Raw genomic sequence first — 20447 nt, 5'->3', positions numbered from 1 at the left:
CATGTCTTTGTTTTGGACACTTTTGATCACTTGCGCTCGAAAGTCTGCTGAATAGGTCATGTATTCTTCTGCCGTGTCGCTTATTTTAAAAGTATTGTATCTTATTTATAAAAGACTGACTATATAAGGCAGCTTCTGATTCTTAAGAGTTAAAAGTGTTACTTAAAGATATGTTTAATACGGAATTTTCTTGATATCGTATGACCTAAAAAAAGGCTGCTATTAGGCAGCCTTTTTGATGATAGCGCAAAATAGAGTGTGATCAGGTTATTATTTACCTTGATAAACTGGCTTACGTTTTTCCATAAAGGCGGTAATACCTTCTTTAAAATCATCCGTTTTAGCAAGCATGGTCTGTTGATCCACTTCCATATCGAGCGCTTCATTGAGACCCATATAAGCGTGCGTATTAATCATATGCTTCATTGATGCCAATGCTTTTCCGGGCAGATTGCTCAGGCGCGTTGCCAATGCCAATACGCTAGCATCAAGCTCGTCGCTACTGACCACATCATTAACCAAGTTTAAGCGTGCCATATCTTCCGCTTTGAGTTTATCGCCAAGCATGACCATCTCCGTGGTTTTTGCCACACCGATCAATTGATTCAGTAAATAAATGCCACCAGCATCTGGTATTAGACCGATATTGACAAAGGCTTGCACAAATTTGGCATTGTCAGCGGCTATGCGAAAATCACAAGTCAGTGCCAAGTTCATGCCAGCACCTGCCACTGCGCCTTCTAATTTGGCGATAATAGGCTTATGGATATTACGCAACTTTAAGCTAATCTCAGCGACTTCGCCAACCATGAAATTTAGCTTATTCGACAGCGCCTCGCTTTCCATGCCGTTTTCTAACATCTCACCGATATGACCGCCACTTGAAAAGTTATTGCCTGCGCCTTGCAGGATGATGACTCTGACGTCTTTGTCTTCGTCTGCATTCGTTAGTGCGTTCATCATGGCATCTTTTAGCACTGTGCTAAAGGCATTCAGTGTTTTGGGATCGTTCATCGTGATGATTGCGATATGGTTTTCTACTTGATATTCGACGAGAGGGTGTGACATGGTTGATATCCTTGATTGAGTTTTCTGTAAAACGTTTTTGGTAACACTAGCTATTGGCAGTAAATGTGACAAATAATGCAATGCCAAATACTATAGCAGTTTGAGCTTATTATAAAAGCAGGATGTGTGCGCGCTTAAGACATGATTCAGGTATGGTGTTTTTTGCTGCTATCATATTGCTAAAATTATGAAACCTACCATTCAAAAATAAGGCTACTATCTGTAGAAAGGTTGAATTATGCTAAGGTATGTCCTCAATTCAATCGAGCATTCTCTACATGGGCTAAAAATGGCTAAATTTTGCCAAACTGCGTCAACTAGCTGATGAATATCTCGATATTATTTGTGCTATTTTCCTTGTTTGGCGGCAATTTATCTTATTTTTTTCACCATTTTTAAAATGAAGACACGCTCTAGAAGGCAGGTTTTAAAGACTGATTTTTTATTTATTAAACCAACAAGGAAGTGGTTATGCCAATTATTCATGTCAATAATGTTGAACTTTATTATGAAGACAGCGCGCCAAACGATAAGCAAAAACCCATCATGGTATTTGCCCACGGTCTGCTGTGGAATACGCACCTATTTGACAAGCAAGTTGAGTATTTTAAAGCCGGTTATCGCTGTATTACGTTTGATTTTCGAGGACAAGGTCAGTCTGAAATAACCAAGTCTGGCTATGATATGGAAACCTTAACCGAGGATACATTGGCATTATTAGAGGCACTAAATATTCATAAGTGCCATTTGTTAGGGTTGTCGATGGGCGGGTTTGTCGCCCAGCGTGTCGCAATCAAACGCCCTGAGCTATTGCTGTCGCTTACCCTGTTAGAGACTTCTGCTGATCCTGAAGATCCCAAAAACGTGCCGCAGTATCGTAAGCTGGTCAAAGCCATTCGTTGGTTGGGTCTCAAACGCGTGAGTAACAAGGTCATGCCTATTATGTTTGGCAATACTTTTTTGACAGATAAGTTGCGTAAGTCTGATCGTAAGCAGTGGTTAACGATGCTACAAGGCAATCGCAAAGGCGGAGTCATTAAGGCAACCATGGGTGTCATTGAGCGGTCAGGCACCTACGATCAGCTAGGAAGTATTACGGTGCCGACATTAATTGTGGTCGGTGATGAGGACACAGCAACCCCTTATTCAAAGGCTGAACGTATGCATTTTGCGATAGCAGGGTCTAAATTGGCAGTGATCAAGGGCGCTGGTCATACCGCCACCGTAGAAGAGCCTGAGCAGGTCAATCGAGTGATTAACACCTTTTTAGCAGACTGTGTCTAGTTTTGAGTTGGTCTTGAAATAGCCCTAAATAAGGCATCGTTTTAATAGTAATAGAGTGATGGAACCTTTGTGCTAAAAAAGCCGTTATCTTTAATGTGATAACGGCTTTTCTATTAAACGCATGTAAGAGAGTGCATTTGAAATATTGATTTGAAACTTAGGCGCTTTCGTTCAGGTTGAGGACATGCCTTATTAACCTTAAGATTTTTATTTATAACCGTGCCGTATAGTCATTATTGCCGTCATCAAGAGTGCCACATGCCTCGGCACGATTGACGATTTCTGTTGCCCACGCGCGATGGGTAGCAGGCTCTAGCATAGTATTATTATATTTAAACACCGCTTTTGCCTCGCTATGCAAGATTGCTTGCGCCTCATCTAAAATGCTCAATGGTACGCAATAGGCTTGTTGCACCAGCGCAATTTGGCTTGGATGAATGACTGTTTTGCCGACCAATCCTAAGCTAACATCGCGGGTTAGCTCTTGCATAAATAGCGTTGGCTGATCCAAATATTCAAAGACAGGCGCTGTTAAATAAAAGCCATGCGGCACAAAGCAGCCGAGCAGCTGATAGGCAAGGGTGCCGATAGGGGTATCATAAACGATGCTGTTTTTGGGACGTCGCAAACGCAATGCTGCAAACAAATCATTGCCGCCGATACGTAAGGCAAATACAGGCTGGCTAAAAGCTTCTTTAAAACCAATGGCCAATTCCTGATTATGATGCGGATTAAATAACGCTGCGGTTTCAAGCGTCGGCATCAATAGTTGCTCAGTACTCAGATTTTGACAGGCCATACGCCAATTGGATAGGCTATACATATCGACTTTTGGCATGACAAAGCCATCAATCAAATCGATATGGGCAAAACCTGATAGCTGCTCTAACATCGCTGGATGACGCGGGCGTATAAATACCAGCGGGCGTGTTGGTTGCTCAATCTGAATATCGGCATGTTTTGATGGGTCATTGATACTATCGACATGCGGCGCCCATGTATGCAGCAACGTTTGCAAGCGCTCAAGTGCCAGCTCAACATCATTATGGCTAACCGCATCTTCTAAACAGATGATAATGCTATTAATCGTTGGTAATTTATCACGCTTAATGACTTGCCAAATATCTTGGCGAGTTGCTGGCATGTATAGGCTAGCCCCCAACTGATACGGGTGATGCGCATGTGGTTTGAGCATCGCATGACGCTCAGTAATAAGGTGAGCGTAAGACTGGGTGTTTTGATAAAGAGTAGACTCGTTGTTTTGCATATCTGACATAATTGGCATCATCAATAGTGATAAGTGAATGGGTATGAAATCTAAGAGGTGTCATCAAGTGGCATGGCTCAGCAGCAATGACCGCAAACCCAAAAATACGTTTGGTAATGTCAAATTCGTTTAGCCGACAAGAAGGAGTAGTTTTACTTTTTTCTTTCGCTACTTTGAGTTTGAGACGGGTCTGGTTTATAAAAACCGCGAGTGTAGCAATGATTAATGGTCTTCGCTACGTTGCTTGATAAGCGTGATGGCTTGATAGGGATGTATTTTATCACCTAATACACTAACAATGATATTTCGCTGGGCACATAAATGTCTTAGCAGTATGGTATCAGGATGATCAGCGCTGGCTAATAGTATGCGTTCAGGGTCACGGCGCAATATCGCCCGTGTTGCCTCTGCAATCGTTGGCTTAATGCGGTTACGATTGGTGATATCGTAGTCTGCTGCCAGCTTGTCGATTAAAGCAGCTGTCTGATAGCGCGGCTGCTGAAACGTCGGCAAGCATTGCAAAGATGGGGCTAATGCACGCCGCGTGCTATCAATATGATCAACAAAGGCTAGGCTATGGTCTACCGCAACCAAGTTATCATAAAAGACGCTACGATGTAGCCCCGATTGCGGCTCGGTATATAAGCTGCGTGATATCAGCCCAGATACCGTGCTGTTTAATAACCCTGATGGAATCAGCCAATCTTCCTCACTTGCCGCCAACCAAGCAACGCCTGCGGGGTCAGCAAGGGTCAGTAGCGGAATAACATTCTCACCTTGATGGAAAATATTGGCAAAATTTGGATGATTAGGGTCACTAAAGGCGTCTAAGCTGCGAGCCAGCTCTTGATAAATTGCCCCTTTGCCCGTCCAGCCGTCGACAAATATGATGGTGCTGTCTGGATGAGCAGCCAATATCATCTGCAGCGCGACTGGATCAAGTCCGCGATCGCGAATGATACTGATACCATAATGCACACTTGGCAACGCATAGCTGCTATCAGCATCTGCTAATGCCCGCTGCAACAATACGCCAATGGGTAAACCTGCGCGTACCAAGCTGACTAATATTAATGGACGTTCAGTACTTACCGTTTGCTGAAAAATATGATGTAGCGTATAAGCCAAGTTAGCGATATCAGTTGCGGTTCTGGTTGTACCTTGCGCTAATGCCTGCTGATACAATTGCTCATGCATGGCAGTTGGCGCATTCTCTAAGGTTAACATATCTGAATAATGGCGCTGACCGCTTTGGATCAGCGCTTCTTTTTGGCTGACGGGTACATCAGCAACCGCGTCTTTATCAACGATATCAAGCAGTACGGTCACATCGCTGGCAAGGTAGCTGCCCGAGCCGTATTCCTGTGTTTTTTGAATATTTGGGTTCGTTAGAGGATGGGTCATAAGATGGTTTCTACTTACAAAAATGAGTTCTACTACTATTGTTGTTATTTAAAAACTATTGCGAGCTAAAGCGCTCATGTAGCTGACCATGATTGGGCATGCCGTACCAGTCAAGCAATTGCAAAAATGGTAAATCGGCCAAGCTATCACCAAAACCAAAGCTTGGACGCTGATGGTCTAAATGCTGGTCTAATAAGAACTGTACTGCATGGCATTTATGAACCGCGTGCGGCAATATCGCCAGATTATTGGCATTCACATGCACATAAAAATCTTGCTCAAAATCACGTATTAACGTTGGTAACTTTTTAGCGAGCTCTACTAGCGCTTGATGGTCTTTTTGTCCATGCTTAATAGCCAGGTAAATAGTCAATTTTTCATTAGCAGAACCATTATTAAAGTGATCGATATGCGGTGTAAATACCAGCTGGCTATTGTCATTTTTACTGTGATTGGCAAATAATTGGCTAAGCTGCTGCAACTTATCCTGTAGTGGTGCAAGCTGACTATGCATACGCTGTTGCCACTGGGCTTGTAGCGCACCGTCTCTATCAAGAATAATGGCACCGTGTGTTAAGACCTGCCAACTATCAAAAGGCAGCTTAACGCGTTTTATTTCACTGCGATCGCGTGCTGTCACTACGATTAGATCAGTGCTAGCTAGTAACCAATTAAAGAATGCGGCTTGACGCTGACTCATAAAACTTAACGGCTCACCTTGTTTGTTGATCGTGGCACAAACTAAGTTTTTGGCTTCAGCAGTAGGTAAATCCCACGTATCGATTTTACGTTGGGTTTGAAAAAGTGTATCGTCCAAATCTATCAACGCATAAGGTTTAATAATATCGGGATTGGCTTGAAAAAATGGGCTAGTCATAGTATTTGCCATAAAAGCGTGCGTAAGGGTTAGATATAAGAAACAAAGTAGGATTTAAAGGATAGTTTTAATAGGACAGCTTTTATAAGATAGCCTTGGTAAGCTAACTTTTATAAAGCAGCTTAAAGCGTCGGACTCACCACCAACACATTATCCAAATCTTTCCACATCTCATCGACGCTATCCGCCGATGTTTCCACGCACAAGACAATCAAGTCCCAATCGCTAGGCTCAATATTATAAGCAAAGTTGGTCATACCAAGCCCATAGTTATCGCTAAAACTGAGCATCGTAGTAATCGCCCCACCAAGCGCAATCGGCGAGCGCGTTAACGCACTAAACTTAACGGTAGAGTTTTGAGTTTGCGTCTCAAGCCATTCCGCTAATAAAAACGGCAACCAAACAAACTCATTACTGCCCAGTACTAATATCCGCTTGGGCAACTGCTTTTTATCAAACTGTTCTTTCTCAAATTGAGCTCGCTGATTAAAAACGTTAAAGGCAGCTTGAAACTTCAAAAGGTAATTCTCAAAGCCATCGGTGCTGTCAAGGGTTGGTAGGCGCCCCCAATTGCCAGTATCACCTAGCGTATGGCTGCCAGCCTCAGTGGTATCGACCGATGGCATGGTAATCGGCTCAGGATTAGGCGCATCCGTCCATTGCCACGCGCCAGATAGTAGGTGATGACGATGAAATTCGATATTTGATAAGCGCGTCGCGATAGAGTCATCGGCGTTTGCGTGACTCTGGTTCTGATTTAATGACCAATCGACCAAAGTGGTCAGATGGACTTGCTGTAACTGGTCAAGACCTGCGTTACGGAGGGCGGTGACTACATTGACGCAAGTATTGCCCGTTGACGCTTCATCATCCACCATAATCAAGGTTTTGCTCGCTAGTAGCTGCGCTTGGGTTACTGTATCTGCACTTTGATAAATTAAGTGCTGGCTGGCATGACTGTGATCTTCGCTAAACGTAGTCAATAAAGAGTGGCTGTTTTTGTCATGATTGCCATCATGTTGCGCATGACGGGTAGAGTTAAGCAATAAAGCGTTTGGATAGCGAGTTTGTAGCGCTTGGTGTACGCCAGCAGATAAGCCAACGGCAGTTTCGGCCATACCAATAACCAAAATGGGTTTAGGCAAATCATCTGGTACTAGGTTTGCCAAATCCGTAAAAGCATGACGCATGGTGCTAGGCGTGACTGGAATATGGCGACCTAAGACTTTTGAGACAAACAAAAAGGCACGTTTTGGGTTAATGCGTTGTGCAAATCCAAGTAAGTCTTCTAATTGATAATCGTTACTTGGTTCTGCCCCATTTTTCGTAGTGGCTGAATTGGTTTGATAGGTTAAATCAAGATTGCCGCGTGGTAGGGTAATGGTGCAGACATAGCTTTTTTTCATGGAAATACTGTTTGTAGTCATATAAAGGTTTCAACGTTATTGAGTGCTAAAATCGTAGTGTTTCTTTTGCAAGGTTTAGTTCTTGAGCTTTTTCTTGAAGTACCAGTTTCACAGATTCAGGTAAGTGAGTGTATTTGTCAGGATGAAAGTCTTTGATCTTTAACCTATAAGCTCTACGCATTTCTTCGATAGTAGCTCCTTCTAACAAACCAAGAACTTTTAATGCTTTTAGATTATCAGAAGCTTCTGTAGGTTCGTCTTGGTTTTTAAGGGCTTCAAAACCAGAGTAAACATCCTCTAATATTTCATTGCTAATGCCCATTAATTTGCTCAGATTTTTAATCTCTGCTAGACCTTTTTCTATATGCAACCATTTTCCTGACTCTAAGTTATTGATTATTATTCGAGCTGATGCATAGAAAATAGTATTCTTGTCGTTAGTAGTATTTGCTCTATTATTGAAATCCTTAACACATTCTCTCAAATCTATTGAAGTACCTGATAAAATTTTCATTTGATTTTTTAAAAAATCTCGTTCTTCTGGATTGTTTTCTATGTGATTTGAAAAAACATTTTTGATAACTTTAATATTGTCTTTGGACCAAGATTTTGAATCATTAGAATCACCTTTTTTTATGGAGTAGTAAGCCAAAATTTTTATTGTAGGAATGAACCATTCCATAAGTAAAAAAGAGCTAGAGCTTATACGAATTTCCTCTTGAGATTTGAGTTTATCGAGAATAACGCCATCTTTTAAAAGCGTAATATTAAACTCTAAGGTGATGTCTTTATTTCTAGGCAAAATTAAAGCATTGATAGGTACACTTATTGAGTAAGGACCATTATTATCGTTATTGCGAGCACCAGTTATAAAGTTGCCTTCTTCATCATTAAAAATATCATAATAACTTTTTACATTTTGTCCTTGATAAGCAAGTTCAAGAATAACAACTTCTGTTCCATAAGGAATAGTATCCATACTTAAGTGTAGATACTTGCCCTCTAGCTTCGTAGTGTAGGAATAGTTTCTAGTGGCAGTATTATCTGAAACACTTTCATCATCATTTGACAAAGCACCTATTATGAAAAAAACAGCAACTAAAATTATTATATAAATCATATCTATTGGCTTACTTTAGTTATTAATTTTTATTAGATTTTTTTTACATTTGTACTAAAATTTTTGCTTTGTATATATATATATTGAAATCAAAAAAGTGCAAGTATTATCACATGCTACTAGAATTAATGCTCTGTGCTTGCTGGACCTACGCAGATAAAGATTGCTAAAAACTCATTTGGGTAGCAGTGTATGCTTTTAAAAATTGGGTAACTATAACTTTCTAATTATTTAAGTTGGATTTTATCAGGGTTAAAATCTTAAAAATATGGTGTAGCTCAACACTTGTTATTTCTAAGCCGGGTTATTATGATAGCGCGTATCGAAATAATCAACTACTAAATAAATCAAGTGTTTAGATGTATTTATTCAAGGTTTGTCGACACTATAGTGAATCATTAACCCTGACAACCTACCAACCACAAAGCACCGCGACTTTGTTTGCTTAATTGCGGCGTAGTCAGCGGCGCAGCTGTCGTGCGTGACATGCCATATGAGCCAGATGAATTATCTAAACTGATTCCGGCGCTCGCGAGTAGGGCGGATAATAACTGAAATTTCACCGCATAGTTCATATTTTGTGCATGCTCATGGACGAGGCTGGACGTTACCATGCCGATAACTTCGCCAGTCGGCAGTAATAAAGGGCTGCCACTAGAGCCTGGCTGAATAGGCGCAGTAAATTGCAGATAGCGAATATCATCGCCAAACCCTGTCAGTCCTGAGATGCAGCCTTGCGTTACTTGTAATTGGCTACTCAATCCTGATAACGGAAATCCCAAGGTGGTGATGGTTTCACCTAAATTATCAGTACAACGCTGTGCTAAGGGTAAATAACTTGGCAGCGGCTCGCTTACTCTAATAATGGCTGAATCACTACCGATATCGCTGAGTACCACTTGCGCTTCACGATCGGGCTGCCCTTGCTGACGCACACCAATCATCACCGCCGATTCAATGACATGATAACAAGTCAGTAAATGATAGGGATCGATAGCAAACGCTGTCCCTGTCCAAGTTTCACCAGACTGAACTTGTCTGGGCGGACGTGCGTCACTGTTAGGATAACCTTGCTGCTGTGCGCGCTGGGCATCTTGGATAAGGGCATGCGTATCTGGCGGACGCATATCAAGGCTCACTTGTACATGATGCTCAAGACTTGCCAGTCCTTGGGTGGAGCTTTCACCAAGGGCACGGCATTTAAATTGTCCATTGCGTCGGTATATCTCTAATATGATCGCCGCCTTGACATGGTGCTCGCTTGCGGTAAATTCATAACAAATATCGCCCTCATTGAGGGTTAAGTTTACCTTGCTCAATTCAACGGCAGGTAAGTTTAGGCTTGGCTCATGATAAACATAAGCAATCAGTTGTAAAAAGCTTGCACCTTGTTTATCAAACAATGCAGGCAAATCCAATTGCCATGCATTTGGATCATCTTTGCTATTGAGCTGCGCCCATTCCTTCGGTTCATGAAGATAAGCAGGACTACAAGCGGCTTTGCGATGCTCATCCAAAGGTAGCCATAATAGCCCAAGCTGCTCGCCAAACTTTGACTGATCTGTCGTTGCAAAGGCGACCGAACAATTCGCTGTCGCGATGACCGTATTTGCCCCTAACACTAACGTGGTTTGTGCTGTCATCGTTTGCCTCTTCTTGAATATATTCGGTTGCCATGGATGTATTATTGTCGATTCATTGCCATCAGCTTTTTATATTATTATTTTGACTTATTCAGTGATGTCTTCTTCAACTTTTACACCGACCATAATAGAGCGTACTTGGCAGGGGGTTATTTGTTGCGCGATATCAGCCAGTATCGGTTTATCGGTTAAGCCCAGCCAATAGGCAAATCCAACTTGGGTTAAATCCACACCGCTATGGGTGGTGTAATCAATGCCACCAGAAGGGCGACTATTAATCTCAAGCACACGGTGCTGACCGTCATCATCGGCTTTGGTTTGGACACTGACGATGCCATCGCAGCCAAAGGCTTTTATGAGTGGAATGACGACATCCATGACCGCTTGCTCGTAGCCGATATGCTGAATTTTCCCCGTTTTATAACGGGTGACAGCAGCCAGCACTTCGCCATATTCACAGACGACATCGATAGAGTACTCTTGCCCTGACAAGTAAGGCATTAGCAGCATGGGAATTGGGCGTTCCTGCACCATTAGGCTGTTTGCATAGGCATTGATAAATTGCGTGGTATTTATTTTTTTCTCTTCGGTAAAGTATAAATGCTCAAAGCTATCGTATTGCTCACCTACTTCTTTGCCCAGTCGCCAAAACCCTTGTGCAAAGATACCCGTGACCGGTTTGACACATAAGGGTTGATCACCATATATGTCAAGTAACGCCTCAAGCTCTGCGACGTTATCAAAGCGCCATGCCTCGGCAACGGGAATATCATGCTCATGACACTGTTGCATAAAGGCAAACTTATCATCTATCACTTCTAACGCTGCCACACTCGTTGCACCCGTCAATAAACGAATGCCAGCCGCGTTAAACGCCTCACGCTTGTCTTCGTAATCAATACCATTGCGTCCAGTGAGCAACACTTTTACATTGTTTTTCTGCGCTTGTTCTAACACAAACTGCCACCGCGGCATCAATGGCTCAACAGATTCCAGCACTGTTTGTTCATCGTTATCTGCGGTGCTAGTAGAAGGCTCGCGGTAAACGCTATCAGCAAATTCAAAAATTTCAGGTCTATTGTGGCGGTGTGAAGCGATAATGTTGAATTGAGTATCAGCATGATTTTTTAGGGTTTGCAGGCTGGCTAACATATCACGCTGGCTTGACTGACCTTCAGCTAACCAAACGGCAGGTGACGCGGCAGTTGATGTTGTATGATCGTTATCGTTAGCAGGGATTTTCATAATTCTCTCAGCATTATCGTAGGTTTTAGATATAATTGAATAATTCACTATCGTCATCGCAACACCATCAGGAATATAAGCAAGCCTCAAACAGCAATCAAAAAAACAAGCCGTAATATTGCTAATAGTAGGGGCTATTATATACAAATGCTAAGCGTTATAAATGCTGCTGACAAAATAGCATGAAGGATTTGTAAAAATATTTTTTAGGGTCATTGGCACGTTATTGAACGGTCGTACGCTTTAAAAATCAGCGGCCATCCATGCTACTATATGACAATTATTAGCATAACAAACACACGCACATAATAAATAATTCAAAGGATGTATGATGAGCCAAATCCAACCTCAACAACTGATTGCGGGTGCCAATGCGCCACTGCCAACAGATCATATTAGCATTCGTATTTTAAGCCAAAGTGCAGTCGATTGCGCGGCATATCGCCTGACAACTGACGGTAAAGTACGCGGCGATGGCGACATGATATTTTATGGGCAGACACGTAGCGATGATGGCAGTGTGAGTTTCCGTGGTCATGATAGCGATGGGTTTTTTGATATTAATTTACCTGCGCAGCCTGCAAATATCGAGAAGATAGCATTAGCGTTTTCTAGTGCGCAGACGCTTGCTCAAGTTGGCGATGTCGATATCCAGGTATTGCAAGGCAGCCAAGTGCTGATGACTTGCCAATTAAGTGCAGCTGGACGTAATGAAAAAGCGATTATTTTAGCGGAATGTTATCGCCGCCAAGGTAGCTGGAAGTTTCGTTTTATTGCTCAAGGTTTTGAAGGAGGGCTGAAGCCTTTGTCTGAGCATTTTGGTGTTGAAATTGCTGATGAAGCGCCCGCTCAAAGCCCTGTACAAGACCAGTCACAAGCTCAGCCCATCAATACGCAGCGCCCAATTAGTACGCAGAAAGCAGGTAGTGCACCTCAAATAAGCACGCCGCCGCCAATTCCTACAGCTTCTCCAAATCCGTCAATTAACCTAAGCAAAATCACTTTAACCAAAAATCAGTCTAGCATCAACCTAAAGAAACGTGATGACTTTGGTAAAATCTCTGTCAACTTAAACTGGAACCAAAATTCGACTGCCAATCAGCAAGCACCCAAAAAAGGCTTGTTAGGCGATCTTTTCAAACAACATAAAGCTGGCGGTATTGACCTTGATGTTGGGGCGATGATTCATCTAAAAAATGGTGAAAAAACACTGATTCAAGCCTTGGGCAATCGTTTTGGTAGTTTACAGTCAGCGCCTTACGTGTGTTTGCGTGCTGATGATAGAACGGGACAAGTCAGCGGCGGTGAGTGGCTAGATATTAACGGTCAGCAGTGGTCGCAGATAGAAGAGGTGTTTATCTTTGCTTTCATCTATGAAGGTGCACCAAATTGGGCGCAAACCGATGGAGTGGTGACCATTCATGTGCCCGATCAGCCACCGATTGAGACACGTCTTACAGAAGGGACAGGTAATTTGCCAATGTGTGCGATTGCGCGTCTGGTCAATCAGCAAGGTAGTATCAACGTTGAACGTATTAACCAGTATTTTAAAGGACATCAAGAGATGGATAAAGCCTTTAACTGGGGCTTTAGCTGGAAGCGAGGGACTAAGTAACAGCTTTAAAAATATTCTTTTGCACATGTAAAAAAAAGCCCATCTAATCGTAGATGGGCTTTTTTTTCTCAATAACGTTGCTTCAAGAGCTCATTTTAACGGATGAACGCTAATCCAACTAAAGCTTTGAATCCTTTACGCATGCGGCGTGATGGCAGGCATCAAGTCATGGAAAGTACGACCAGAAGCCGTTTCACCAATTGCATGCATTTTCCACTCATTATTATGACGATATACTTTTGCCATAATCATCGCGGTATGCCCACCTTGCGCTGATAAATTGTAGCGCGCGACTTCCTGATTGTTATTGGCATTGACGATACGACAAAATGCATTTTCTACCGTTTCAAAGGTTTGACCAGTGAAACTATTGACCGTAAATACTAGAGAGACGACATTGGCAGGGATTCTTGAAAGATCGACATTGATAACTTCGTCGTCACCATCGCCGTCGCCAGTGCGGTTATCACCAGTATGGACGATACTGCCATCTTTTGATTTCAGCTGACTGAACCAAATCGCATCGATGGCTTGTTTATTGGTATCAAACATGATGCACGAGGCATCTAAGTCAATCGAGTCACCGCCGCTACCACCACCGAATAACTTGCCCAAGAACCCGCCTTTTTTATCTTGAGGGTTTTGAGCAACGTCCCAGCCTAGACCCAGTTTTACTTGGGTAAGCTCGCCGCCCGCTTCTTTGCTTAGGGAGATTTTCTGACCTTTTTGTAAACTAACTGCCATGTGATATTCCTTATACTACAGTGTTATAGTAATTGTGAGTAGAGGGTTAAATAAAGTCTATAATGACGAGGAGTCGTTGTAACATACAGCTTTAAAAACATAATAATAGCTATAAGATATTGCCAAGCAAACTGTTACTGCCGCCGCGACCGCCGGAGCTAGTCCCTAAGACGCTTTGTAGCCAGCCTTGGTAACTATCACGATTACGAGAGCAGATAATGACTTTTCCTGAGCCTGAGAAGTTTAAAACCATACCTTCGCCACTGGTGACTGAATTGATGATGTTGCCCATGAAGCCTTTTTTCTTACTGGTGGCGACTGAGAGTTTGTATTCCAAACGCGAGTCCCAACAGACCACATGGCCGTTATCAATGATGACGTCTTTACCAGGTTCAACATCAATCTCAAATAGTGAACCGAAACCTGATACCACTACCTGACCTTGACCTTGCGTCTGCATCACCATAAAGCCGCCAGTATCACCAAAGACGGCGCCACCTAGATTACGTTGAATCTTAGCCTTCACATCGACACCCGTTTGCGCCGCGACAAATGCGCCATCGCTTAAAGTATATTGCTGCGCACCGCAATCAATGATTTGCATATCACCGTCGAGCGTTGGCGCAAGTAAACAATCGCCTTCACCATTGACTGCTTCGATTTGCTGTTGAAATAGTGACTCGTCGTTGGCAAAACGGCGCATAAGTGATTGCATCAGACCTCCTTGCAGCTTGCCTTTTAGCTCAAGGTTTGATTCCATCATCACCATTGCATTGGCTTCACAATAGATGGAGTCGCCTTTTTTGAGATTACAATGGAGAAATGGTTCAATGGTACCGATTAAGCTAAACGTGGCGGTCATAGGGTGCGAATCCTTATATCAGTATTCTATATGTTTGTAAGTCATGTCTGTAAGTCGGCTTAACCATAGATTTTCGCTAGCCTATTACTTTTAAAGCCATCAAATGCGATAGTAGGGCACACTTGATGGCTTTTCGGGCTTATATTATTAGCGTTAGATGTTAGTTAGCTGTTAAACATTAACGCCATAAGAAGCCGCTAATGGTCCAAGACCACCGCTGAAGCCTTGACCGACGGCACGGAATTTCCAGTCACCACTATGGCGATACAATTCACCAAAAATCATTGCGGTTTCGGTACTACCGTCTTCTGATAAGTCATAACGTGCGATTTCAGCATCACCATTGTCATTAACAACACGGATGTAAGCGTCACCCACTTGACCAAAGTTTTGATTGCGGCTTTGACCTTCATAAATAATCGCACAGATAGCGACTTTGCTTACGTCAGCTGGAATGCTAGCAAGATTGATTTTGATTTTTTCATCATCGCCGTCGCCTTCACCAGTACGGTTATCACCTGTATGCTCAACCGCGCCATTGTCTGACTTTAAGTTGTTAAAAAAGATGAAATCTTGGTCATTACGTACTTTGCCTGCTTCATTGACCAAAAAGCCAATTGCATCTAAGTCAAACTCTTGACCGTCAGTAGCACGTGGATCCCAGCCAAGACCGACTGTAATATTGGTTAAACCCGGCGCTTCTTTTGATAAGTTTACGTTGCCGCCTTTTGTTAAGCTAATAGCCATATAAATATCCTTTTGATTAATAATTGAGTGGATTGAATGATAAAAAAAATAAACTAAAATAGTGCAGTGGTCGATATATAAATGCAAACAATGAATAAATTTACTCGTATGCCACGCCCTGCATATCATTACGATTTACTATACTAAGCGATTGCTTACTAAGCAAGGCGTATTTTGTGTGATTACGATATGATTACTAAGGGACATATCAATGCTGCAAGTCTGATACTTTTTAACCGTCCGAGCAACAGTCGTTAAGGTGTTGTTATCAAAAAGTAAATTAGATCGTCAGGCAGTGCAACATAAAAAAGCACTTATTCAACGGGTGTCAAATAAGTGCTTTAGAGCAAAAACGGGTCATACCAACTGCTTTGGTACAACCCGTCTATTTTTAAACTAACTTTATCTATCCACTTTATACTGTTTGATATTAAAAATTTTTGCTTGGTTTTTTAACATCGAACGAGCATCAAGTAATTGATTTGGCTTCTCGCTTACGATAATTGAGTGAAGCGACAAACGCCCAACCAATAAAGGTAATACCAATCAGACCAGTGATAAGCTCTGGTACATGGAATTTCACTGATAGCAGCATGATGATAGCTAAAGCACCGATAGCATAATGCGCGCCGTGCTCCAGATAGACATATTCATCAAGGGTGCCTTTATCGACTAAGAAGATAGTCATCGAACGTACGAACATCGCACCAATAGCTAGACCTAGCATAATAACGATTACGTCATTAGTAATCGCAAATGCGCCGATCACGCCATCGAAACTGAATGAGGCATCAAGGACTTCTAAGTATAAGAAACCGATAATACCACCTTTCATAATCGCGCTAGTTGCAGCACCAGTACTATTACCTTGAGCGTCTAGTTCTTCTTCAAGATCACCCTCTAACATACCAGAAACCACTTGTACGCCAAGATAAACTAAGATGCCCCATACGCCAGCGATTAGGACCGCAGCTGATTGCTCAGGCTTGGCAAATGATACGGCAATCATCAAGACGATAAGCGCGACAAACACGCTCATGGCATCGACTTTACCTAATTTTGCCAGACGACTCTCAAGCCAATCGAACCAGTGCACTTCTTTTTCATCAAAGATGAAGTTTAAGAAGACGAGCAATAAGAAAATACCACCAAATGCTGAGATTTCGGCATGATGCGCCAATAGTCTGGCTGAGTATTCTTTAGGATCGTTCAATGCCAAATCGATTACTTGCATCATACCAAGATCAGCGGTAACCGCGACGATGACAATAGGGAATACCAAACGCATACCAAAGACGGCGATTAAAATACCCACCGTTAAAAATATCTTTTTCCAAAACTCGTCCCAGCCTTTAAGGACTGAGGCGTTGACCACCGCATTATCAAACGATAATGAAATCTCCATGACGGCCAAAATAGCGGTAATAGATAAGGTGGTTATCATACCGCCCATACCGCCATGTGAATATCCCCACCATGCCGCGACCGCTAGGGCGATGGCTGTGAAAATAAAGTCTAAATAAAAATGTCTCATGACACATCCTGTCTGGTTGCATAAAGCTAAGGTCGGCCTACTATAGGCGCAAACCACAAAAAAAGCGGTTATCGCTAACCACTTTTTTTGCATAATTCTAAACGAAACATAAAGCATTACTAGTCATTTAGCTATGAATAATTGTGACTATTTTGCAACCATATTTTACAGCCATTATCATTGTTAATGGTGAGTACAAATAGAGGGCTAATACTTGCTTTATATTTTGAGTTTAATTGTCATATAGTAGTCTAAGCATGAATAAGTTATCACATTAGATAACAACGCCATACTGTTGACACATGGCTTGCAAGCCGCCTGAATAGCCTTGACCAACGGCGCGGAATTTCCACTCACCGTTGTGACGATAGACTTCGCCAAATACCATTGCTGTTTCCACAGAGTAATCTTCTGCCAAATCAAAACGTACCACTTCAGTGCCTGTATCTTCATTCACGACACGAATAAAGGCATTGGCAACTTGACCAAAGTTTTGACTACGAGCCGCCGCATCATGAATAGTCACCGTGACGACAATTTTATCCACATCAGCAGGTACTTGAGTCAGGTTTACTTTGACGACTTCATCATCGCCATCACCTTCGCCAGTGCGGTTATCACCAGTATGCTCAACCGCGCCATTATCAGACTTAAGCTGGTTATAGAAAATGAAGTCATGGTCGCCGCGTACTTTACCTGCTGTATTCAGTAAAAACACACTGGCATCAAGATCAAACTCAGCACCAGAAGTTGCGCGTTCATCCCAACCAAGACCGATAAGTAACTTCGTTAAATTTGGGTCAGTCTTGGTGAGCGATAAGTTACCGCCTTTATTAAGTGATAAAGCCATGGTGTTATCCTTGTTATTAGAGTGATTAAGGGTTTGATAGTTAAGTTATATAAATAAAAACAATCGCAATAGTGGGATTAAAGCGCTCGTAAATATACGCTTCACGGTTGCTTAGCTATTACTTAGCTAGTATTTAGTGACGCTCTATCATAGCAACAAAAAATGACCCAATCAAAGCTGATTGGGTCATTGTTATGTGTACGACCAGACTGACTATAAAAGTTGGCGTCTAAATGCGGTGGTCAACCTTTATATCGATCCATAAACCTAAATTATCAGCCCTGACGATGACGAATCTCAAAACTTTGATGAATAGGCTTTTTAATATCAAAATCAAAACCAATGGTTTTTTGCGTGATATCAATAATTTCATAACGCTCAGTTAACTGCTCATCGAGCTCAAAGCGGGTAAAGTTATTTGAAAAATACAAAATCCCGTCAGAGGTCAAGCGGTTCATCGCACGATTAATGAGGGCAGAGTGGTCGCGCTGCACATCAAAGGTACCTTGGAACTTTTTCGAATTTGAAAAAGTCGGTGGATCGATAAAGATGACATCAAATTGTTCAGTATTGTCTTTAATCCATTCAAAGATATCGGCTGCGACGAATTGATATTTATTGCGGCTAACGTCCAGACCATTTAATACAAAGTTTTGCTTACCCCAGTCTAGATAGTTCTGTGACAAGTCAACGCTGGTGACTTTTTTCGCGCCAGCCAATGCCGCATGGACACTTGCCGTACAGGTATAAGCAAATAAGTTCAGTACGGATTTATTACGACTGTTGTCTTTGATACGGGCACGCATATTACGGTGATCAATGAACAAACCCGTGTCTAAATAGTCTGTAAAATTGACGTAAAAATAAGCACCATCTTCACGTGCAACATGAAATTTACCACGCTTTTCTGTGGTGTTCTGTTTGCTATATTGGTCATTACCAGACTGGCGTGCACGAGTCTTGATGAATATTTGTTCACGGTTAATACCAAAAACTTCACGAATACCCATTAATGCCAAGTTGAAGCGTTTTTTAGCCGTCTCAGGTGGAATGGTTTTTGGTGGCGCATATTCTTGCACGTGCACATAGTCGCCATATAAATCGACGGCGACTTTGAAGTCGGGCAAGTCAGCATTGTAAACGCGCAAATTACTAACCTTGTCTTTTTTAGCCAACTTCTTCAGCTTGGACAGGTTTTTTTGCAAGCGGTTGATAAAGTCTTGTCCCTCTTCCACTTCAATTTCACGTTTTTCGAAGCGACTAACGAGATTGCCCGTTTGTCCCGCAATCAACGTGCCATAGCGGAAATAAACGGTGATAGCACCATTATGACAGCGTAAGGTTTTTGGTTCTTTGATAGGTAAGATATCAACTTGCTCAACATTAGATGCCAATATGCCAAGCATCGGATCAATGCCGCTACCAGCAAAGCTGTCTTGCAAAATAAGTCCAATCGCCTGATATAAGGGCTTAATCATCTCTTCGTCACCCAAACGCTCACCATAAGGTGGGTTGGTGATGATTAGAGGATTGCTCAATCGACCGTCATCGACTAGTGGCTTCAGAATAGTGCTCAGCTGGTCAAGCGCACGCGTCTCAAGATCAAGTAGTGGTAGTAAATCTTGCAAACCTGCGGCAATCAAGTTTTTCTCTGTTGCTAAAATCGCGACGCTATCAGCATCAAACCCCAAAATCAGCGGTAATGTATCTGGTTGCTCATTAGCAATTGCTAATGCTTCGCGGAAACGTGTCTGGGCATCATCGATCATCTGTTGCCATAAGGCATCGTCATGATGCTGCCATTGGTAAAAACCAAATTGATTGGCGGCTTTATCGATACCCACAGCATAATCGCAATGCATGAGTAGTGCTTCAATAATAAAGGTGCCAGACCCACACATTGGATCAATTAGCGCATTATAAAAAGGTGCATTGCCTGCTTCGTTTTTCTTGTGCCAGCCTGCGCTATACAGTAGAGCAGCTGCCAAGTTTTCTTTGAGTGGCGCTTCAGTCATCGCCACACGATAACCACGGCGATGCAAACTGGTGCCTGATAAATCTAAATACAGCTCAGCTTGCTTATCATTCACGGTTGCAAATATCGAAAAGTCTGGGTTTTTACTATCGACGTTAGGACGGCTGTCATAAACTTCATTGAACGTATCTGCAATCGCATCTTTGATACGTAGCATCGCAAACTGTTGACTGACGGCGACACGCTTGTCGACCGACAGACGAATGGCAAAGGTTTGCTCTAAACTAAACTGCTCAATCCAATTGACCGATTTTGCCAAGCCATAAAGTTGCTCAGCCACATCGTATTCGGCATTGATGTTTTTGCGTTTAATGAGCATTAATACCCGCGAGGCGACACGTGACCACAAACAAATACTATATAAGTCACGCAAAGTACCAGTAACTGCCAGACGGCCTGTACTTTTGATTTCACTTGCAATACCAAAACTTGTCAGCTCAGTTTGGAGTGGTGCCTCAAGCCCATCGGCACAGGTGATAATAAGGTCAAGCGACAATTCTGGTGAAGCTGCTGTTAGAGGTGCGGGCGCGGTTGTTTCGGTCATACGGATACCTGTGGGCTAAATTGATAAGTAATGCACATCATAAAATAAGATGTTTAACCGCCAATTTTACCATAATTCAGGGCAGGATGGTTTAAAGTGGTGGTGTTTATCAAAGAGAGATTCAGCAACGCTACCTTTCACAAAATCATGCTTATCATACTAAAGATGAAAACCTTGAGCCTAAAAATTGTGGGATAAATTG

General features: G+C 42.4%; 16 protein-coding genes. 2 read left to right on the top strand and 14 right to left on the bottom strand.

The window, feature by feature from the left end; genetic code table 11:
- Positions 1-270: 270 nt before the first annotated feature.
- Positions 271-1068 (bottom strand): enoyl-CoA hydratase/isomerase family protein, encoded by a 798-nt coding sequence (locus JMW94_RS11340; RefSeq protein WP_201604479.1) that lies wholly within the window; start codon positions 1066-1068, stop codon positions 271-273.
- Between the two features lie 471 nt (positions 1069-1539).
- Here JMW94_RS11340 and JMW94_RS11335 point away from each other — a divergent pair, with 471 nt between their 5' ends.
- Positions 1540-2352 carry an alpha/beta fold hydrolase gene (locus JMW94_RS11335; RefSeq protein WP_201604478.1) on the top strand — a complete coding sequence of 271 codons (813 nt, stop codon included), beginning with the start codon at positions 1540-1542 and terminating at the stop codon, positions 2350-2352.
- 211 nt (positions 2353-2563) lie between these two features.
- Here the strand turns inward: JMW94_RS11335 and JMW94_RS11330 are convergent, their stop codons facing one another.
- From JMW94_RS11330 to JMW94_RS11300, 7 genes are all read right to left on the bottom strand, one after another.
- Positions 2564-3628 (bottom strand): HpcH/HpaI aldolase/citrate lyase family protein, encoded by a 1065-nt coding sequence (locus tag JMW94_RS11330; protein ID WP_201604477.1) that lies wholly within the window; start codon positions 3626-3628, stop codon positions 2564-2566.
- Positions 3629-3841: 213 nt separating this feature from the next.
- Complete coding sequence (locus JMW94_RS11325) at positions 3842-5023, bottom strand: cysteine protease StiP domain-containing protein (protein WP_201604476.1); 1182 nt, start codon at positions 5021-5023, stop codon at positions 3842-3844.
- A 55-nt stretch (positions 5024-5078) separates the two neighbouring features.
- Entirely contained in the window at positions 5079-5900 is an 822-nt protein-coding gene (locus JMW94_RS11320) for an HAD hydrolase family protein (protein WP_201604475.1), read from the bottom strand.
- A 122-nt stretch (positions 5901-6022) separates the two neighbouring features.
- Entirely contained in the window at positions 6023-7306 is a 1284-nt protein-coding gene (locus JMW94_RS11315) for a phosphoribosyltransferase domain-containing protein (protein WP_201604474.1), read from the bottom strand.
- 46 nt (positions 7307-7352) lie between these two features.
- A complete protein-coding gene (locus JMW94_RS11310; RefSeq protein ID WP_201604473.1) occupies positions 7353-8426 on the bottom strand; it encodes a J domain-containing protein in 1074 nt (357 codons plus the stop codon).
- A gap of 398 nt (positions 8427-8824) precedes the next feature.
- Complete coding sequence (locus JMW94_RS11305) at positions 8825-10069, bottom strand: trypsin-like peptidase domain-containing protein (RefSeq protein ID WP_201604472.1); 1245 nt, start codon at positions 10067-10069, stop codon at positions 8825-8827.
- A gap of 87 nt (positions 10070-10156) precedes the next feature.
- Positions 10157-11314, bottom strand: coding sequence for an ATP-grasp domain-containing protein (locus tag JMW94_RS11300; protein ID WP_201604471.1), 1158 nt, complete (start codon positions 11312-11314; stop codon positions 10157-10159).
- A 331-nt stretch (positions 11315-11645) separates the two neighbouring features.
- Between JMW94_RS11300 and JMW94_RS11295 the strand changes: the two genes are divergently transcribed.
- Positions 11646-12929 (top strand): TerD family protein, encoded by a 1284-nt coding sequence (locus JMW94_RS11295; protein WP_201604470.1) that lies wholly within the window; start codon positions 11646-11648, stop codon positions 12927-12929.
- 135 nt (positions 12930-13064) lie between these two features.
- Here JMW94_RS11295 and JMW94_RS11290 read toward each other — a convergent pair whose 3' ends face one another.
- The 6 genes from JMW94_RS11290 to rlmKL form a co-directional block, all read right to left on the bottom strand.
- Positions 13065-13673 carry a TerD family protein gene (locus JMW94_RS11290; protein ID WP_087813709.1) on the bottom strand — a complete coding sequence of 203 codons (609 nt, stop codon included), beginning with the start codon at positions 13671-13673 and terminating at the stop codon, positions 13065-13067.
- 109 nt (positions 13674-13782) lie between these two features.
- Positions 13783-14535: a TIGR00266 family protein gene (locus tag JMW94_RS11285; RefSeq protein ID WP_045451333.1), complete on the bottom strand. Its 753-nt coding sequence runs from the start codon at positions 14533-14535 to the stop codon at positions 13783-13785.
- Positions 14536-14706: 171 nt separating this feature from the next.
- On the bottom strand, positions 14707-15282 hold the full coding sequence (locus JMW94_RS11280; RefSeq protein WP_045445372.1) for a TerD family protein: 576 nt from the start codon (positions 15280-15282) through the stop codon (positions 14707-14709).
- Positions 15283-15751: 469 nt separating this feature from the next.
- The gene (locus JMW94_RS11275; protein ID WP_045445375.1) at positions 15752-16816 is read right to left on the bottom strand and encodes a DUF475 domain-containing protein; all 1065 of its coding nucleotides are present in this window, start codon (positions 16814-16816) and stop codon (positions 15752-15754) included.
- 274 nt (positions 16817-17090) lie between these two features.
- Positions 17091-17666 (bottom strand): TerD family protein, encoded by a 576-nt coding sequence (locus JMW94_RS11270; protein WP_201604469.1) that lies wholly within the window; start codon positions 17664-17666, stop codon positions 17091-17093.
- A gap of 275 nt (positions 17667-17941) precedes the next feature.
- Positions 17942-20245 (bottom strand): bifunctional 23S rRNA (guanine(2069)-N(7))-methyltransferase RlmK/23S rRNA (guanine(2445)-N(2))-methyltransferase RlmL, encoded by a 2304-nt coding sequence (gene rlmKL, locus JMW94_RS11265; protein ID WP_201604468.1) that lies wholly within the window; start codon positions 20243-20245, stop codon positions 17942-17944.
- Positions 20246-20447: the final 202 nt, after the last annotated feature.

Origin of the sequence: Psychrobacter immobilis (assembly GCF_904846185.1) — a bacterium.
Lineage (GTDB): Bacteria > Pseudomonadota > Gammaproteobacteria > Pseudomonadales > Moraxellaceae > Psychrobacter > Psychrobacter immobilis_B.
The sequence above is the reverse complement of the archived record's forward strand: the minus strand, read 5'-3'. Positions and strand labels throughout refer to the sequence as shown.

What these genes read in the sequence shown, in the direction of transcription:
- JMW94_RS11340 (WP_201604479.1), bottom strand. Translation starts at nt 1,068, where the DNA reads ATGTCACACCCTCTCGTCGAATATCAAGTAGAAAACCATATCGCAATC.
- JMW94_RS11335 (WP_201604478.1), top strand. Translation starts at nt 1,540, where the DNA reads ATGCCAATTATTCATGTCAATAATGTTGAACTTTATTATGAAGACAGC.
- JMW94_RS11330 (WP_201604477.1), bottom strand. Translation starts at nt 3,628, where the DNA reads ATGTCAGATATGCAAAACAACGAGTCTACTCTTTATCAAAACACCCAG.
- JMW94_RS11325 (WP_201604476.1), bottom strand. Translation starts at nt 5,023, where the DNA reads ATGACCCATCCTCTAACGAACCCAAATATTCAAAAAACACAGGAATAC.
- JMW94_RS11320 (WP_201604475.1), bottom strand. Translation starts at nt 5,900, where the DNA reads ATGACTAGCCCATTTTTTCAAGCCAATCCCGATATTATTAAACCTTAT.
- JMW94_RS11315 (WP_201604474.1), bottom strand. Translation starts at nt 7,306, where the DNA reads ATGAAAAAAAGCTATGTCTGCACCATTACCCTACCACGCGGCAATCTT.
- JMW94_RS11310 (WP_201604473.1), bottom strand. Translation starts at nt 8,426, where the DNA reads ATGATTTATATAATAATTTTAGTTGCTGTTTTTTTCATAATAGGTGCT.
- JMW94_RS11305 (WP_201604472.1), bottom strand. Translation starts at nt 10,069, where the DNA reads ATGACAGCACAAACCACGTTAGTGTTAGGGGCAAATACGGTCATCGCG.
- JMW94_RS11300 (WP_201604471.1), bottom strand. Translation starts at nt 11,314, where the DNA reads ATGAAAATCCCTGCTAACGATAACGATCATACAACATCAACTGCCGCG.
- JMW94_RS11295 (WP_201604470.1), top strand. Translation starts at nt 11,646, where the DNA reads ATGAGCCAAATCCAACCTCAACAACTGATTGCGGGTGCCAATGCGCCA.
- JMW94_RS11290 (WP_087813709.1), bottom strand. Translation starts at nt 13,673, where the DNA reads ATGGCAGTTAGTTTACAAAAAGGTCAGAAAATCTCCCTAAGCAAAGAA.
- JMW94_RS11285 (WP_045451333.1), bottom strand. Translation starts at nt 14,535, where the DNA reads ATGACCGCCACGTTTAGCTTAATCGGTACCATTGAACCATTTCTCCAT.
- JMW94_RS11280 (WP_045445372.1), bottom strand. Translation starts at nt 15,282, where the DNA reads ATGGCTATTAGCTTAACAAAAGGCGGCAACGTAAACTTATCAAAAGAA.
- JMW94_RS11275 (WP_045445375.1), bottom strand. Translation starts at nt 16,816, where the DNA reads ATGAGACATTTTTATTTAGACTTTATTTTCACAGCCATCGCCCTAGCG.
- JMW94_RS11270 (WP_201604469.1), bottom strand. Translation starts at nt 17,666, where the DNA reads ATGGCTTTATCACTTAATAAAGGCGGTAACTTATCGCTCACCAAGACT.
- rlmKL (WP_201604468.1), bottom strand. Translation starts at nt 20,245, where the DNA reads ATGACCGAAACAACCGCGCCCGCACCTCTAACAGCAGCTTCACCAGAA.